This window comes from uncultured Kocuria sp., from assembly GCF_947500125.1.
GTDB lineage: Bacteria > Actinomycetota > Actinomycetes > Actinomycetales > Micrococcaceae > Kocuria.
This window is the reverse complement of record NZ_CANMRA010000028.1, coordinates 1-14,961: the sequence shown is the minus strand read 5'-3', so window position 1 is coordinate 14,961 and position 14,961 is coordinate 1. Positions and strand designations below refer to the sequence as shown.

General features: G+C 72.9%; 14 protein-coding genes. 7 read left to right on the top strand and 7 right to left on the bottom strand.

What is annotated here, in order from left to right:
- Positions 1 to 72: 72 nt before the first annotated feature.
- On the top strand, positions 73 to 846 hold the full coding sequence (locus Q0817_RS15865) for a Pr6Pr family membrane protein (RefSeq protein WP_298590375.1): 774 nt from the start codon (positions 73 to 75) through the stop codon (positions 844 to 846).
- 94 nt (positions 847 to 940) lie between these two features.
- Here Q0817_RS15865 and Q0817_RS15860 read toward each other — a convergent pair whose 3' ends face one another.
- Entirely contained in the window at positions 941 to 3,199 is a 2,259-nt protein-coding gene (locus tag Q0817_RS15860) for an esterase-like activity of phytase family protein (RefSeq protein WP_298590372.1), read from the bottom strand.
- A 148-nt stretch (positions 3,200 to 3,347) separates the two neighbouring features.
- Complete coding sequence (locus Q0817_RS15855; RefSeq protein ID WP_298590369.1) at positions 3,348 to 4,265, bottom strand: peptidase; 918 nt, start codon at positions 4,263 to 4,265, stop codon at positions 3,348 to 3,350.
- Positions 4,266 to 4,777: 512 nt separating this feature from the next.
- Here Q0817_RS15855 and Q0817_RS15850 point away from each other — a divergent pair.
- The 5 genes from Q0817_RS15850 to Q0817_RS15830 all read left to right on the top strand — a co-directional run bounded on the left by Q0817_RS15850 (position 4,778) and on the right by Q0817_RS15830 (position 10,165).
- Positions 4,778 to 5,404: a maleylpyruvate isomerase family mycothiol-dependent enzyme gene (locus tag Q0817_RS15850; RefSeq protein ID WP_298590367.1), complete on the top strand. Its 627-nt coding sequence runs from the start codon at positions 4,778 to 4,780 to the stop codon at positions 5,402 to 5,404.
- A gap of 145 nt (positions 5,405 to 5,549) precedes the next feature.
- A complete protein-coding gene (locus Q0817_RS15845) occupies positions 5,550 to 6,956 on the top strand; it encodes an extracellular solute-binding protein (RefSeq protein ID WP_298590364.1) in 1,407 nt (468 codons plus the stop codon).
- 98 nt (positions 6,957 to 7,054) lie between these two features.
- Positions 7,055 to 7,909, top strand: coding sequence for a carbohydrate ABC transporter permease (locus Q0817_RS15840; protein WP_298590497.1), 855 nt, complete (start codon positions 7,055 to 7,057; stop codon positions 7,907 to 7,909).
- Between the two features lie 28 nt (positions 7,910 to 7,937).
- The gene (locus Q0817_RS15835) at positions 7,938 to 8,825 is read left to right on the top strand and encodes a carbohydrate ABC transporter permease (protein WP_298590362.1); all 888 of its coding nucleotides are present in this window, start codon (positions 7,938 to 7,940) and stop codon (positions 8,823 to 8,825) included.
- Positions 8,822 to 10,165: a glycoside hydrolase family 32 protein gene (locus tag Q0817_RS15830; RefSeq protein ID WP_298590359.1), complete on the top strand. Its 1,344-nt coding sequence runs from the start codon at positions 8,822 to 8,824 to the stop codon at positions 10,163 to 10,165. Before Q0817_RS15835 ends, Q0817_RS15830 begins: the two co-directional genes overlap by 4 nt.
- Here Q0817_RS15830 and Q0817_RS15825 read toward each other — a convergent pair.
- On the bottom strand, positions 10,131 to 11,156 hold the full coding sequence (locus Q0817_RS15825; RefSeq protein WP_298590356.1) for a LacI family DNA-binding transcriptional regulator: 1,026 nt from the start codon (positions 11,154 to 11,156) through the stop codon (positions 10,131 to 10,133). The two genes, Q0817_RS15830 and Q0817_RS15825, sit on opposite strands and share 35 nt — an antisense overlap.
- A gap of 85 nt (positions 11,157 to 11,241) precedes the next feature.
- On the bottom strand, positions 11,242 to 12,576 hold the full coding sequence (locus Q0817_RS15820; RefSeq protein ID WP_298590353.1) for an HAAAP family serine/threonine permease: 1,335 nt from the start codon (positions 12,574 to 12,576) through the stop codon (positions 11,242 to 11,244).
- A 148-nt stretch (positions 12,577 to 12,724) separates the two neighbouring features.
- On the opposite strand from Q0817_RS15820, the gene Q0817_RS15815 reads away from it, so the two are divergent.
- Positions 12,725 to 12,937 carry a hypothetical protein gene (locus Q0817_RS15815; protein WP_298590350.1) on the top strand — a complete coding sequence of 71 codons (213 nt, stop codon included), beginning with the start codon at positions 12,725 to 12,727 and terminating at the stop codon, positions 12,935 to 12,937.
- A gap of 27 nt (positions 12,938 to 12,964) precedes the next feature.
- Here the strand turns inward: Q0817_RS15815 and Q0817_RS15810 are convergent, their stop codons facing one another.
- The 3 genes from Q0817_RS15810 to Q0817_RS15800 all read right to left on the bottom strand — a co-directional run bounded on the left by Q0817_RS15810 (position 12,965) and on the right by Q0817_RS15800 (position 14,915).
- Entirely contained in the window at positions 12,965 to 13,129 is a 165-nt protein-coding gene (locus tag Q0817_RS15810; RefSeq protein WP_298590347.1) for a hypothetical protein, read from the bottom strand.
- Between the two features lie 290 nt (positions 13,130 to 13,419).
- The gene (locus tag Q0817_RS15805) at positions 13,420 to 14,256 is read right to left on the bottom strand and encodes a hypothetical protein (RefSeq protein ID WP_298590344.1); all 837 of its coding nucleotides are present in this window, start codon (positions 14,254 to 14,256) and stop codon (positions 13,420 to 13,422) included.
- A 206-nt stretch (positions 14,257 to 14,462) separates the two neighbouring features.
- Positions 14,463 to 14,915 (bottom strand): GNAT family N-acetyltransferase, encoded by a 453-nt coding sequence (locus Q0817_RS15800; RefSeq protein WP_298590341.1) that lies wholly within the window; start codon positions 14,913 to 14,915, stop codon positions 14,463 to 14,465.
- Positions 14,916 to 14,961 lie beyond the last annotated feature (46 nt).

Below are 14,961 nucleotides of genomic sequence, written 5' to 3'. Positions count from 1 at the left end.
CCGGTGGTGTCGGGGGTCCCATTCTCGCAGGTCAGCGGGCAGGGTAGATTGCGGCACCGGAGGAGGACGCAGATGAGACGGTTCTTCGCGGTGGCCCGCGTCCTGATGGCCCTGGCCCTGGTGGTGGCCGTGGCCGCGCAGCTGCGGGTCTCCCTGCGCTTCTGGATCGACCGCGGGGACCAGGCCCTCGCGGTCGACGTCGCCAACTTCTTCAGCTATTTCACGATGCAGACCTCGCTGTTCCACGCCGTCGTCTTCGCGCTCGGGGCGTGGTTCCTGCTCGCCCGGCGGGGCGCCGACCCGGGATGGCTCGGTGCCCTGCGCGCCGCGGCGACGACGTACACGGTCACCACCGGGGTGGTCTACAACGCGCTGCTGCGCGGCCTCCCGCAGGAGCCGGGCCTGGAGCAGCCGTGGGCCGACGAGATCCTGCACTCGATCGTCCCGGTCTGTGCGCTGCTGGACTGGCTGCTCGCCCCGGGGCGCAGCCCGGTGCGGTGGCGCACGGTCGGGTGGATCGCGGTCTATCCGGTGCTGTGGGTGGTCTACACCATGGTGCGGGGACCGTTCGTGCTGGACGAGGGCACCGGCGACCCGTGGTGGTACCCGTACCCGTTCCTGGACCCGATGGCGTCGGCGGGCGGCTACGGGTCCGTGGCGGTCTGGGTGGCGGTGCTCGCGGTGGCGATCACCGCGATGGCCGCGGTCCTCGTCGGGATCTCCCGGTGGCGGACCAGACCTGCCGACGACCAGCACGGCGACGACCACGGCGACGACGGGGGCGACGACGGGGGCGACGACGGGGGCGACGACGGGGGCGACGACGGGGGCGAGCGCAGCCGCTGACGGGCCGGCCCGCGCCGACACGGGCACCAGGGGCCGCCCGGCCGGACCGGGCGGTCCCTGGTGCCTGTGTCGGGGCGGAGCGCGGGTCAGGCCGTCAGGACCGGTCGTCCACGGCCGCGACCGCGAGGTCCGGGTGGTCGGAGAAGAGCCCGTCCATGCCGGCCTCCACGAAGGCCTCGATCTCACCGGCCAGGTCGCCGTGCTCCCGGGGGTCGGCGCCGGCCCGGTACTCGGCGGGGAGGAAGACGTTCTCCGCCCGGAAGGTCCAGCCGTGGACCTCCAGGCCCGCGGCGTGGGCGTCGGCGATGACGGTGGTCGGCTCCCCGAGCGTGTCGTCGGCCTCCCGGGGGATCATGACGTCCTTGCAGGCGCCGAGGATGTCGGCGTAGGACGCGATCTCCTCCAGGCCCTCCGCCGTGGTGAGGTCCGCGTAGCCGCGCGGGTCCCCGGCGGCGGCGAGGTCGAAGGGTGCGCCCGAGCAGTTGACCAGCTGGGCGAGGCGCACATCGGTCATCCCGTCGAGCTCCCGCAGGTTGGCGGTCTCGAAGCTCTGCAGGACGACCGGGTCTCCCTCGTCGCCGTAGCCGTTGCTCTCGAGCACCGCGACCGCCTTCTCCTCCAAGGACAGGCCGATGGAGTCGAAGTACGTGGGGTGCTTGAGCTCGGGTGCGATCCCCACCGGTCCGCCGTCGCACGTGCGCGAGCGGCGGGCGAGGTCCACGACCTCCTCGAAGGTCGGCACCGGGTAGAGGCCGTCGTAGGCGGTGCTGCCCGGGCGCAGCTCCGGGATGCGCTCCTCCGCGCGCAGGGTGCGCAGCTCGGCCAGCGTGAAGTCCTCGGTGAACCAGCCGGTGACCTCGGCGCCGTCGATCACCTTGGTGGTGCGCCGCTCGGCGAACTCCGGGCGGTCCTCGACGTCCGTGGTCCCGCCGATCTCGTTCTCGTGCCGGGCCACGAGCTCGCCGTCCTTCGTGGGGACGAGGTCGGGCTCGATGTAGTCGGCGCACTGCGTCATGGCCAGCTGGTAGGAGGCCAGCGTGTGCTCGGGCCGGTAGCCCGAGGCGCCGCGGTGACCGATCACCTCGGTGCCCGTCCCGGCCCCTGGCTCGAGGCGCTCGCGGTCCAGCACGATAAGCTCGGTGTCGTCCGGGGTGCCCGGGACGCGGGCGTCGTTGCCGGGGTAGTTGTTGTCGTTGCCGACCAGCAGGCGGCCGTCCCGCAGCTGCAGGACCACCTCCACCGACTGCTGGGGGAACGAGAACTGCTCGCCCACGCCGTAGGCCCCGGGGGAGGTGCCGGTGCCGATGCCGGCCGGGTTGTCGACGGCCAGCAGGTCGGCGACCAGTTCCTTCTCGAGGTGTCCGGAGTCCTCCGTGCGGCGGAGGTCGACGGCGTAGACGCGCTTGGTGACCGCCGCGGCGCCGTCGAAGTCGTCGCGCTCGAGGACCAGCAGCCGGTTCTGCCGGGTCAGGAACGCGTCGCCCACGAGGTTGGCGTCGGTGTCCGTCTCGTAGTCCCACGTGCGGCCGGTGTACTCCCGCGTCCTCGTGTCGAACTCCAGGACCAGCCGGCGGCGCGGATCGTCGTCGTCGGCGAGGGCGCCCTCCAGGATCGGGTAGAGGTAGCGGCCGTTCCTCGAGCCCGCCATGGCCTCGAAGCCCTTGCTGGCGCCCACGGCGGGCTGCTCCCCGTCCTCGAGGTACGGGCTCTGCGGCGATCGAAGCGTGCCCTCGCCGCCGTCACGGACGTCGGCCAGCGGGACGGGCTCCTCGAGCACCACGCCCTCGGCGTCCACGTGCAGCAGGAAGGGGCCGAACTCCTCGCCGATCCAGAAGGTGCCGTCCGGCTGGCGGACCACGGACTCGACGTCGAAGTCGTTGCCGGTCAGCAGCCGCTCCTCGGTGTCCTCGTGCACCACGGGGAAGGGGATGCGGTGGTGCGGGTCCCGCAGCGACACGTGGTCCTGGACCTCGATGTCCCCGTCCCCGCCCTCGGCGGTCTCCCACTGCGGGGCGATGCGGTAGAGGCGCAGCAGGAAGTCGGCGGAGTTCTCCTGGTTGCCGAAACCGTTGTCCGGCATGGCCCAGAAGGTGCCGTCGCCGTTGTCGACCATGGCGGAGAAGCCGGGGATCACCTGGCCGTCGAAGGGGCCGGTGCGGCCGTTGGCCGGCGTGGCGTCCGCCCCGGACGGCGGCCCCTCGGCGAGGTGGTCGGCGGAGAGGGTGGCGCGCTGCTCGAGCACGGGCGCGATGGCGGGCCCTCGGCCCGGATCGCCGTTGTGGGCGGCCGCCCCCGGCGTGGAGGTGAAGAGGACGGCCGCGGCCAGCGCGGCGGCTGCTGAGACTCTGCGCATGCGCCGAGCGTAGGACCGGGGCGTGGCCGGCCGGTGGCCTCCGGGGAACATGACGGCGAACGACGACGCTCCCCACGTTCACCGATGACGCTGTGACCTGGGGTTCCGGGGCGGGGTCACGGGGTCTGCCGGGGCTGGACGGGTCGGATCAGAGCTGCGGCACGCACTGCCCGGAGCCCAGCTCCGCCAGGCCGGCCCGGTCCCCGGCGGAGAGCGCCGTCGCCCCGCCGCCCGGGTGCATGAGGTGCGCCGGGTCGTCCACGTGGGCGAGCCCCACCACGTGCGCCAGCTCGTGGATGATGGTCGCGCGGACCTGGGTCGCTCCGTCCGGGCGGTCCAGGACCTCCGTCAGGCCCGGGGCGTCGAGGGCGACCTGCCCGGTGACGTAGACGAACGGCCGCCCGGGCGCCTGCCGGGCCGTGCTGCCGCCGAGGCCCACGACGTTCCCGGCCAGGTCCGGGACCTCGGTGGTGTCGGACCACGTGATGAGCACGGGCGCCCACTGCCGGCCGTAGCGGTCCGGCTGATAGGGCGCGCGCTGCTCGGAGGGTGCTTCCGTCGTCGTCCCGTCGGGGACGAACCGCAGGCCGGTGGCCGCGGAGATCTCGGCGACGGCCTCCTCGATGAGCTGCTGCCCGCCCGGCGGGGCGTCGTCCGGGCGCACGACGTAGTGCACGGGGCGGCAGGGGTCGTAGGCGACCATCGGCTGGCCCGGGTCCGGGGAGTCCAGAAAGCGGTGGCCACCGGCGTCCTCGACCGCCGGGGGCGTGCCGAGCGGCGCCGGTGCAGCCCCGACCCCGGGCGGGGGCGCCGAGGCGTTCGGGAGATAGAGGCGGATGACCGGCAGCGCGTAGTCCTGGACGAGTCCGGGCGTGAACCACAGCATGAGCAGCACCACCACGCCCACGGCCGGCGTGGCCCGCCACGCCCTGCCGCGGCTCCGGGGCGCCCTCGCCCGGCGGCGGGCGGAGCTCCGGGCGTCCCGGGCGGCGCGCCGGGCGCGGCGACGTCGCTCGCCCGGGCTCAGCAGCGCCTGCTGCCGCTGTTCCAGCGCCTCGTCCAGCACCCACCGCGGAGTGCGTCCGCTCGGGGACCGCGGGAGACGCGCGGCGGCGGTGTGCTCGTCGCGGGTCCGGGGCGACGCTCCCCGATGCGGCGTGGTACCACCGGACTGGTGCATGCTTCCTGGCTTCTGTGCTCGATCGGGCGGCCGGACAGACCGTACTGAAGTGTACGAAAGCAAACGCAGGAGGTCATCCTTCCTCGGCACTGTGACGGGAGTCCGCCTGTCCACAGTCCTGCGGACACGGACACGGACACGGGCTCGGCGCAGCCCGCACGGCCCCGCTCCCGGCCGTCCCGGCGCCGGCCGCAGGACCCTGCGGCCGAACGGTTCCCCGGACGCGCCCACCTGGGTAGCGTTCGAGGCACGGCCGGGACCTCTCCGCCGACGTCGCCGCCGACCTCTCCGCCGGTGTCGACGAGCGCGCCCTGGGCCGGTACGAACGCCTCCTGGGCGCACCGGCCCACCGCAGGGCATCCGTCCGGCGCCGTGCACCCGAGAACCGAGGAGTCCGCATGACCCGCACCACCGGGATCTGGCCCGTGGTCCACGCCGAGCGCCGGGCACTGATCCGGGACCTGGAGGACCTCCCGGCGCAGCAGTGGGCGACCCCCTCGCTGTGCCCCGGATGGGACGTCCACGACGTCCTGGCCCACCTCGTCAACGACGCGCGGACCACACGCCTGGGCTTCCTCAGCGGGCTCGCGGCCGCCCGCTTCGACTTCGACCGCTGCAACGCCCGGGGGGTCGCGCGGGAGCGCCGAGCGGATCCGCGGGACACGCTGGCCGCCTTCCGCGCGGTGAGCGGCCGCACGACGAGCGCGCCCGCGCCGCCGGCCACCCGGCTGGTGGAGGCGTTCGTGCACGGGGAGGACATCCGGCGCCCGCTCTCGCGCACCCGCGCCTGTCCGGCCGGACCGGTCGCCGAGGCCCTCCGGCACCAGCTGCGGACCAGCACGAAGCTCGGCGGCGGGAAAGAGCGGGCGGCGGGCCTGCGGCTCGTGACCACCGACGCCGACCTCGACGCCGGAACCGGCCCGGAGGTGTGCGGCGGCGTCCTCGCGCTGCTGCTGGCCGTCTCAGGGCGTCCGGTCGGCGCGGAGGAGCTCACCGGCCCCGGAGCCGCAGCCCTCCTGCGCTGAGCGCTCGCCGTTGCTCACGGCCCCCGACGCAGTCTCATGACGGTTCCGCCGTGTGACCCTTGACACCTCGACCCGGATGTCCCTACTCTCCTAACACGTGTCAGGAACCTGACACGTGTTAGTTCAGCAGAGTGAGGACACGCGGATGACTGCAGCGAGCAGCATGACCCGTCGCGCGCTACTGGGGGTCGGCGGCGTCGCCCTGGCCGGAGCCACGGTCGGGGCGTGGCCGCGACTGACCGGTTCCGACATCCCCGGTCGTGGTGAGGACGTCCTGACGATCGCGATCCAGGGCACGTCCCAGGACGCCGCGAAGCGCCAGCAGCTGGTGGACGAGTTCCGGGCCGAGCACCCGGACATCCCGGTGCGGATCCAGGCCGTCCAGAGCGCCGACTGGGGAGACTTCTTCTCCAAGATCCTCACCATGGTCGCGGCCGGCCAGGCGCCGGACCTGGTGTACGTGGCCACGGAGGGCACCCAGCTGTTCGCCGACCGGCTCGCGGTGCCCCTGGACAGCTTCGTCCAGCGGGACGCCGCCACGATGGGCGAGTACTTCCGCGACGTGCACCCCAGCCTCGTGGAGGCCTTCATGTACAAGGGGAACCTGTACCAGCTGCCGCTGGAGTTCAACGCGGCCAACATGTACCTGAACACGGCGGCGCTGCGCCGGGCCGGGGCCGAGCGGCCCGCCGACGACTGGACCAAGGACGACTTCACGGGGCTCATGCGCGCCATGCAGCGCTCCAACGAGGGCTCCTTCCGCCCCTACTACTGGACGAACCGCCTGTTCGGCGGCGTGGTCCCCTGGCTCTACGCGAACGGCACCAGCTTCCTCACCGAGGAGAAGGCCCCGGGCGGCGGCTGGCTGTGGAACAGCTTCTACGGGGACCACCCGGCGGGTGCCGACCGCAGCGGCGGCTACCTGTGGACGGGCTCCAACGTCCGGGACAAGCGGGTCACGGAGACGTTCGACTTCCTGCGGGAGCTCGTGCAGGAGGACCTTGGCGTGCGTCCCGAGGAAGGCGGCGGCAACGCCCTGATCGGCCTGTTCGCCTCCAACCGTGTCGGCGCCACCCCGGCCGGCGGGTACTGGGCGCAGGGGCTCAACGAGGCCGGGATGGGGCCGGAGGCCTTCGACGTGCAGTTCTTCCCACGCTGGCGCACGCAGCGGCACCAGTTCGGCGGCGCCGGCTACGCGCTGATGAAGACCTCGGAGCGCAAGGACCAGGCGTGGGAGTGGATCAAGTTCACGGCCCGCAAGGAGTCGATGCAGCTGGCCATGCCCCACCCGAACACCACGCCGAGCCGGCGCTCCATGGTCACCGCGGACTTCTACCGCGGGGCCGGTCCCGAGCACTGGCAGGTCTTCTACGACACGCTGGACCGCTTCCCCAGCACCGGCCCCATCCCGGCCCCACCGCAGCAGGCCGCCGTCGAGTCCGCGCTCATGAAGAACGTGGCGGTCGCCATGGGCGGCGGGGCCGGCCAGATGACGACGGCCCTCGACCGGCTCGACACCGAACTCGCTCTCATCCTCGGGGAGGACGCATGACCACCATCGCACCGGCGCCGGCACCGGACGTCGCACGGACAACGGCCTCCGCGCCCGCGCCGCCACCGCGGCGGACCCGGTCCCGGGCCGAGAAGTGGATGACCGTCGCCTTCCTGGCCCCCACCGTCATCGGGATGGGCGTGTTCACGGTGCTGCCCATCCTGGCCTCCGTGGTGCTGGCCTTCTTCCAGTGGGACATCATCTCCGCACCCGAGTTCGTGGGGCTGCGGAACTTCACCGAGCTCGTCACGGACCGGACCGTGCGGGTCTCCTTCCTCAACACGGTCGTGTTCGTGGTGGTCGCGGTGACCCTGCAGCTGTCCCTCGCGATGACCCTCGCCGTACTGGTGCAGGGGAGGATGCCGGCCTGGCTGCGGCTGTTCTTCCGCTCCACGTTCTTCTTCCCGCTCATCCTCTCCGCGGCCAGCGTCTCGATCTTCATGCGCTACATGTTCAACGAGCAGTTCGGCGTCGTGAACTGGCTCCTCACCAATGTCGGCCTGCCCGCGGTGCCCTGGCTGACCACCACGACCGGGGCCTCGCTCGTGGTGGTGCTCGTCTACGTGTGGCAGAACTTCGGCTTCACGTTCCTGATCCTGCTCGGCGGGATCGCGTCCATCCCCAAGGAGCTCTACGAGGCGGCCGACCTCGACGGCGCCAAGGGCTGGTCCAAGTTCCGCAACGTGACCCTGCCCCTGGTCAGCCCCACCCTCCTGGTGGCGTCCGTGACGGCGATCATCACGGCGCTGCAGGTCTTCGACCAGCCCTACGTGCTCACCCGCGGCGGCCCCGGGGACTCGACCCGCTCCGCCGTGATGGTCGTCTACCAGACGGCGTTCCAGCAGCTGGAGTTCGGCAAGGCGTCCGCCATCGGGCTCGTGCTGATGGTGCTCATCATGCTCGTCACCCTGGCGCAGTTCCGCCTCTCCCGGCGCTACGTCCACTACCAGTGAGCTCTCCCGACCGACGAAGGACCACCTCATGTCTGCACCTGCTCACACCCCGTCCCGGGCGGCCGGCTCCGCGCCCCGCCGTCGTCGGCGCCGGGGGCTGCCCACCCCGGGACGCGTCGCCGGCTTCCTCTTCCTGCTGGTCGCCGCCGTCGCGGTCCTGGGCCCGGTCATGTGGACCCTGTCGACGTCGCTGCGCAGCCCCAGCGAGGCGTTCGACCTCCCGCCCAAGTTCTTCCCGACCGACCCGGACACCACGGCCTATTCCGAGGTCGCCCGGCAGATCGACCTGGTGCGGCTCGTCCTCAACAGCGCGCTGGTCACCGCCCTCATCGCCACCGGGCAGATGCTGACCGCGGCCATGGCCGGGTACGTCTTCGCCCGCATGCGCTTCCGGGGCTCCGGGCTGATGTTCGGCGTGGTCCTGGCCACCATGATGGTCCCGGTCCAGGTGACGATCGTGCCCGTGTTCATGCTGGTCCGCGGCATGGGCCTGGCCGACACCCTCCTGGCGCTGATCATCCCGGCCATCCCCACCGCGTTCGGCACGTTCCTGATGCGCCAGTACTTCATGGGGCTGCCGAACGACTTCGCGGAGGCCGCCGCCCTGGACGGCGCGAGCCCCTGGCGGACCTTCTTCTCCATCTACGCGCCGCTGTCCCTGCCGGGCATGGCCATCGTGGGCATCCTGGCGTTCAACTACCACTGGAACGAGTTCTTCCGGCCCCTCATCCTGACCATCTCGGAGCAGAACTTCACCCTCCCCCTGGGCCTCGTGTCCCTGCAGGGGAACCTGGGCACGGGCTCCATCTCCGTGGTCCTGGCCGGCGTCGTGATCTCCATGATCCCCGCACTCATCGTCTTCGTCTTCGGGCAGCGCTACCTGCGCGAAGGCCTCACCGCAGGAAGCAGCAAATGACCCTCTCGCCCAGCACCGCCTCCGCCGTCCTGCCCACCGGCCGGGCCTTCCCCCGCACCCACCCCCGGCCGGCCCGGGGCTGGCTCAACGACCCCAACGGGCTGTGCCGGGTCGACGGCACCTGGCACGTGTTCTTCCAGTACAACCCCGGCTCCGCGCGGCACGACGCCATCCAGTGGGGGCACCTGTCCTCACCGGACCTGGTGACCTGGCAGGAGGAGCCGGTGGCCCTGCGCCCGCAGCAGCACGGCCCCGACGCGTTCGGCTGCTGGTCCGGGGTGCTCACCGTCGAGGACGGGCGCCCGGTGGCGGTCTACAGCGGTGTCGAGGCCGGCGACGACCGGTCCCGCGTGACGCTGGCCACCGGCTCGGAGGACCTGCGGTCCTGGCGGCAGGAGGGCGTCACGGCGGCGGAGATGCCTGCGGACCCCGACGTCGTCGCGGTGCGCGACCCGTTCCTCTTCCGCTGGGCGGGGCGGCGGTACGCCCTCCAGGGCGCGGGCCTGGCCGACGGCCGGGCGGCGATCCTGCTCTACGACGCCGCCGACCTGGAGCACTGGACCTACCGGGGCGTGTGGCTGACCTCGGACCACCCCGTGCTCAGCGCGGACCTCGACGCCTCGATCTGGGAGTGCCCCCAGCTCTTCGAGGTGGTCGAGGGTGGGGTGTCCCGCTGGGTGCTGATCGTCTCCCGGTGGATGCGCCAGGAGGACGGGTCCGGCCGGCTCCAGGACGTGCGCTACGTCGTCGGGCGCATGGACGAGGACCCCGACGACGACGACGGGGGCCGGGCCCGGGGAGCCGCCCCCCGCTTCACCCCCGAGGCCTGTGGCGCCGTGGACACGGGGCCGGCCTTCTACGCGCCCCAGGTGCTGGCGCTGGAGGACCGCACCCTGCTGTGGGGCTGGTCGTGGGAGACGCGGCCGGAGGAGGTCAGCGACGAGGAGGGATGGGCCGGTCTGCTCACCTGGCCGCGCGAGCTCCGCCTGGACGGCGACGTCCTCGTCCCCGCTCCCGCCGCCGAGTGCGCGGGGCACCGGCGCGAGCCCCTCGAGCCGGCGTCCGCGGACGGGACGGTCGAGCTGCCCGACGCCGCCGAGCTCCGCGCCACAGGCCCGGACGCCGCCGTGCGCCTGCTGCTGCGCGGTCCCGCCGGCGAGCGCGAGGTCTGGTCGGGGCGCGCGGCGACGGTCGTGGTCGACGGCTCCCTGGTGGAGGTCTACGCGCAGGACGGGCCCTCCCACACCCTCCGGGCCTATCCGCAGGACGGCGAGACCTGGTGCGCGGCGGTCGAGCCGGGCGCGGTCACCGGGTGGGTGCTGGGCCCGTCGACGCCCTGACGATCAGCGGGCAGTCGATGCGCTCCACCGCGGGCGGGACCTCGCGGCCGTGGAGCTGCTCCAGGAGCAGCTCCACGGCGCGCGCCCCGATCCGCAGGTGCGGCAGGGCGACGGTCGTCAGCGCGGGGACGAGCTGATCGGCCACGCTCTGCTGGTCATCGACCCCCACGAGGGAGAGGTCCTCCGGGACCCGCAGGCCGGACGCCGCCGCGCAGAGCAGCACGCCGGTGGCCGTGCGGTCGTTGGACGCGAGGACCGCCGTCGGCGGCTCGGGCAGGGCGAGCAGCCGCTGCGCAGCCCGGTAGCCGTCCTGGATCTCCCAGCCGGTCGGCTCGACCGTGAGCCGCAGGCCCTCGCGGCCGAACGCCTCGCAGGCCGCCTCGAAGCCCTGCCGGCGCAGCGGCGTGGCCGGCGAGTCGGACGTGCCGGTCAGCAGGGCGATCCGGCGGTGCCCCAGTCCGAGCACGTGCTCCGTGGCGCGGCGCATCCCGGTCACCTCGTCCGGGATCACCGCGGCGAGCCGTTCCCGCGGGTCGTAGCAGTTGGCGAGCACCGCGGGGCGGTGCAGCAGCGGCTCGGGCGGGTCCAGCTCCACGAGGCCGCCCGTGGCGTAGACCAGCCCGTCGACGTGCCGGTGGATCAGGGCCTCGGCGAGCTCGAGGTCGCGCCCCGGCACCCCTTCCGTGTCGGCCACGGTCAGCACGTAGCCCGCCGGGCGGGCGACGGAACCCGCGCCGCTGATGATCCGGCCGGCGAAGGGACTGGTCACGATCTCGTCGGTGATCACGCCGATGGTGTTGGTGCGCTGGCTCTGCAGGGCGACCGCCACCGCGTTCGGCACGTAGCCCAGCCGCTGCACGGCCTCCCGGATCCGCTGCTGGGCGGTGGGCGAGACGTTGCCGTCGGCGTTGTTGTTGAGGACCATCGAGACCGCGCTCCGGGAGACCCCGGCCTCGCGCGCGACATCGGCGGCAGTGGGGTTGCGGGCCATGTTCCTCCGGCGGTAGCACCGGTCTCGAACCGGGTCGGTGTGCGGTCCCCAGTCTATCGGGGACGCCCCGCCCGGCGCCGCGGGCTCAGCGGACGAGGGCGAAAAGGATGCCGCTGATGGCCACGAGCCCGGCGACGGTCACGAACACGTTCGACAGCTGCCCCCGGTAGGGCACCAGCGCCGGGATCCGGCGCACGGCGTACATCGGCATGAGGTACAGGATCACGGCGATGACGGGCCCGGCCAGGGACTCGATCAGCGCCAGGATGCTCGGGTTGAGCACCGCGGCCGCCCACGTGGTGAGGAAGATGAACACCGCGATCCCGCGGCGCAGCGTCCGCTCCTGCGGCTGCCGGACCCGGGCGGGGAGCATGCTGCGCACGATGCCGGCCGCGCCCTCACTGGCGCCCAGGTAGTGGCCGAAGAACGAGGAGACGATCGCCACGATCGCCACCGCCGGGCCGAGGTAGCCGATCAGGGGGTTGCCGTGCACGTTGGCCAGGTGGGAGAGCACCGGCAGGTTGGCCTCACGCGCCTCCTGCAGACCCGCGGTGCCCAGGGACAGGACGCAGGACCAGACGAACGCCATGGTGAACAGCACCAGCAGGACCGTGGTGCGGCGGAGCACCCGGGACGCGGCCTCGGGCGCGTGCGCCCCGTGCTCGCGCTGCATCGCCAGGGAGAACTGCGAGATGGCGGGGGAGTGGTTGAACGCGAAGACCATCACCGGGATGATCAGCCACACCGACAGCGTGAGCTCGTCCGCGGACGGCACTGCGGCGAGGTCGCCCACCTGCCAGGTGGGCACGAGGTAGACCGTCACCCCGAGCAGCGCGAGGATCAGCGGGTAGACCAGCCACCGGGTCACGGCGAGCATGAGGCGCTGACCGGCGACCATGACCAGCATCATCAGGGCGATGAGCACCCCGGCGAGCAGCACCCGGGGCACCGGGGGCAGTCCCAGCTGGTTGACCATCAGGCTGTCGACCGTGTTGGTGATGCCCACCCCGTAGATCAGGACGATGGGGTAGATCGCGAGGAAGTACAGGACGGTGATGACCCGCCCGGCGCCCTCTCCGAAGTAGTCGCGGGCCACGACCGTGATGTCCTCTCCCTGCTTCGGCGAGGCGCACACGAAGCGGGCGAGGGCCCGGTGGGAGAGGTAGGTCATCGGCCCGATGAGGACCGTGACGACGAGCAGCGGCCACAGTCCGCCGGCGCCCGCGTTGATCGGCAGGAACAGGATGCCCGCACCGATGGCGGTGCCGAACAGGCCGAGCATCCAGCCGGTGTCGACCGCAGAGGGCCGTCCCCGGGGAGCGGGGGCCGCGGTCGGTCGGTCCTGGGCAGAGGTCGTGGTCGGGAAGAGGGCGGGTTCTGCGTCGGCGGAGATCGTCCGCGGGGCAGGGGAGCGCGACATGGTGGTCCTCGCTGGGTGCACGGTGTGGGGTGGACCACAGGGACGATACCAGCCGGACGACGGCCCTCCGGGCCGCCCGTGCCGGCCCGCGCGCGACACGGGCGCCGACGTTCCGCTCCTGGACGGCACTCGTGCTTACGGTGCGTGCATGAGCGATCGTGAAGCACCGGGCAACGAGCTGTTCGTCCTGGGAATCGCCCTCGGGCCGGCGTTCGGGGTCGTCGTCGGTGTGCTGATCGGCAACGTCGGTCTGGGCGTGGCCATCGGTGTCCCCGCCGGGCTGATCCTCGGGCTCATCGGTCAGTCCGTGGTGCAGCGCCGACGCCGGGACGAGGACGGAGAGCCTGCCCCGCACGAGTGACTTGCCGGTGGCGTCTCCGCCGGGAGATCAGTGCTGCCGCAGGGGCCGTCCCACGATGCCGGTGGAGACCGCGAAGTACGCGGCTGCCGCGAACAGCAGCGTGGCCCACCCGTAGGCCTGGGGACCCAGGGCCAGGACGGCGCCGTTGGCGACGAACAGCACGACCGCCGCGACCGTCAGCCACTGCGCCACCTGATTTCCGCGAACCTCTCGAACCCCTGCCACTGTCTTTCCCTTCGTCGTTTCCCGCCCGTCTGCGACCGCAGCCGGATGAGCCCAAGTTAGGTGCCGCCCGGAGCATATGTCAGGCGACTTAAGTCCAGACCTCGCGGCGGCGGCGCAAACATCGCGCCTGGTCAGGGGCGGGAAGCGAACATGACGAAAGATGGCGTCGCCGGCACCCGGTCGAACGTGCCGGAACGGGACGGGGCGGGGACGTGGTGTCCACGTCCCCGCCCCGTCCCGCCGGTGCGTGCGCCCGCCTACGGTGCGGCGGGGACCGCCCCGGCGTCGGCGCCGGTCACGCCCTGCTCGGCGGCCGGCTGACCGGTGTCGGTCAGGGTGCCGTCCAGCTGCTGGCTGCCCGTGTCCGGGAGCTCCTCGCCGGACGTGGTGCCGTCCCCGGTCACGGCTCCGCTGGTGGGGGCGACCTCGCCCGGCGCGACACCGCCGGGGGCCACGGCGGACTCGGCGGTCGGGGCGGTGCCGTCCGCGGGGGCGACCTCGCCGGTGCCCGCGGCCGGGTCCTCGGCCGGGGCGGGCGTGGGAGCGCTGCGCACGGCCACCGACTCGCTGCCGGTCACGGATCGCTGGATCGTGCCCGTGCCCCCGGAGAGCTCGGTGCCGGTGAGCGCCTGGACGCCGAAGATCCCCGCGACCGCCAGGCCGAGGATCGCACCGGTGCTGATCAGGACAGGCTTCAGACGGGGGCGCAGCGCGCTCCAGCGGCTGCCGTCGGTCACCGCCGTGCTGCCGTCCGAGCCGGAGGCGTCGAGCCCCGGGCGCGCGAGCACGCGCTCGGCCACGGTGGTCCGCACCTTCTTCAGGCCGCGGCGGCTCTTCTCGAGCGAGGTGGAGTAGACGACCACCGCGATGCCGGAGACGATGCTGGTCAGCGCGGCGCCGAGGACGGTGCCGACCACGCTGAGGTGGCCGCCGAGCACGGACATGGTCGCGGCGGTGGCGGCGCCGGCGAGCAGACCCGGGATGTTCAGGACGGGGGTCTTCTTCTCGGGCTGCTCCTCGGCCTCCGGCTGGGCCGGGGACTGGGGATGGTCGTCGGGCGCGGGGGCCTCGGTGCGTGGTCTTTCCAGAGTCATGCTGTCCTGCTTCGCTTGCGGGGAAGGGGGAGCTGTTCCCCGCGACGTTGCTCGGGCCAGCCTTCCCCATTATCCGGGGCCACCTGGGAATACGCGGGCCGAGTGGGCACTCTCACATCTGCTGGGCCCGGGCGGGTGCAACATGACGTCAAAGGGCCTGGTCACCGCCCGGGCGGCGGCGAGCGGGTGGAAGCAGGGCACCCCGCTCAGGGCAGCGGCAGCCGCATGAGGACGCGCGGGAACCCGTTGAGGACCGAGGTGGTGTCGGCGGCCTTGCTGAAACCGGCGCGCTCGAACATGGCGCGGGTGCCGACGTAGGCCATCGTGGTGTCGACCTTCCGGTCCCCGTTGTCCACGGGATACCCCTCGACGGCCGGGGCGCCGTGCTCGCGGGCGTGCTCGACGGCGCCCTCGAGCAGGGCCTGGGCCACGCCCCGGCCCCGGTGGCCGCCGCGCACCCGGAAGCACCACACGGCCCAGACCGGGAGGTCGTCGACGTGCGGGATGGTCCTCCCGTGGGTGAAGGCGTGCAGCTCGGCCCGCGGGGCGACGCCGCACCAGCCGACCACGGTCCCGGTCTCGTCGTAGGCGAGGACGCCGGGCGGGATCGGCCGGGCGCACAGCTCCTTGAATCCCCCCAAGTTCTCTGCCGCTCTCATACCGGGTGGCCCTCGTGGATGAGGGAGGTGTAGTGGGCGTTTTCGA

Coding starts and splice junctions, on each gene's coding strand:
- Q0817_RS15865 (WP_298590375.1), top strand. CDS start 73: ATGAGACGGTTCTTCGCGGTGGCCCGCGTCCTGATGGCCCTGGCCCTG.
- Q0817_RS15860 (WP_298590372.1), bottom strand. CDS start 3,199: ATGCGCAGAGTCTCAGCAGCCGCCGCGCTGGCCGCGGCCGTCCTCTTC.
- Q0817_RS15850 (WP_298590367.1), top strand. CDS start 4,778: ATGACCCGCACCACCGGGATCTGGCCCGTGGTCCACGCCGAGCGCCGG.
- Q0817_RS15845 (WP_298590364.1), top strand. CDS start 5,550: ATGACTGCAGCGAGCAGCATGACCCGTCGCGCGCTACTGGGGGTCGGC.
- Q0817_RS15840 (WP_298590497.1), top strand. CDS start 7,055: ATGACCGTCGCCTTCCTGGCCCCCACCGTCATCGGGATGGGCGTGTTC.
- Q0817_RS15835 (WP_298590362.1), top strand. CDS start 7,938: ATGTCTGCACCTGCTCACACCCCGTCCCGGGCGGCCGGCTCCGCGCCC.
- Q0817_RS15830 (WP_298590359.1), top strand. CDS start 8,822: ATGACCCTCTCGCCCAGCACCGCCTCCGCCGTCCTGCCCACCGGCCGG.
- Q0817_RS15825 (WP_298590356.1), bottom strand. CDS start 11,156: ATGGCCCGCAACCCCACTGCCGCCGATGTCGCGCGCGAGGCCGGGGTC.
- Q0817_RS15820 (WP_298590353.1), bottom strand. CDS start 12,576: ATGTCGCGCTCCCCTGCCCCGCGGACGATCTCCGCCGACGCAGAACCC.
- Q0817_RS15815 (WP_298590350.1), top strand. CDS start 12,725: ATGAGCGATCGTGAAGCACCGGGCAACGAGCTGTTCGTCCTGGGAATC.
- Q0817_RS15805 (WP_298590344.1), bottom strand. CDS start 14,256: ATGACTCTGGAAAGACCACGCACCGAGGCCCCCGCGCCCGACGACCAT.
- Q0817_RS15800 (WP_298590341.1), bottom strand. CDS start 14,915: ATGAGAGCGGCAGAGAACTTGGGGGGATTCAAGGAGCTGTGCGCCCGG.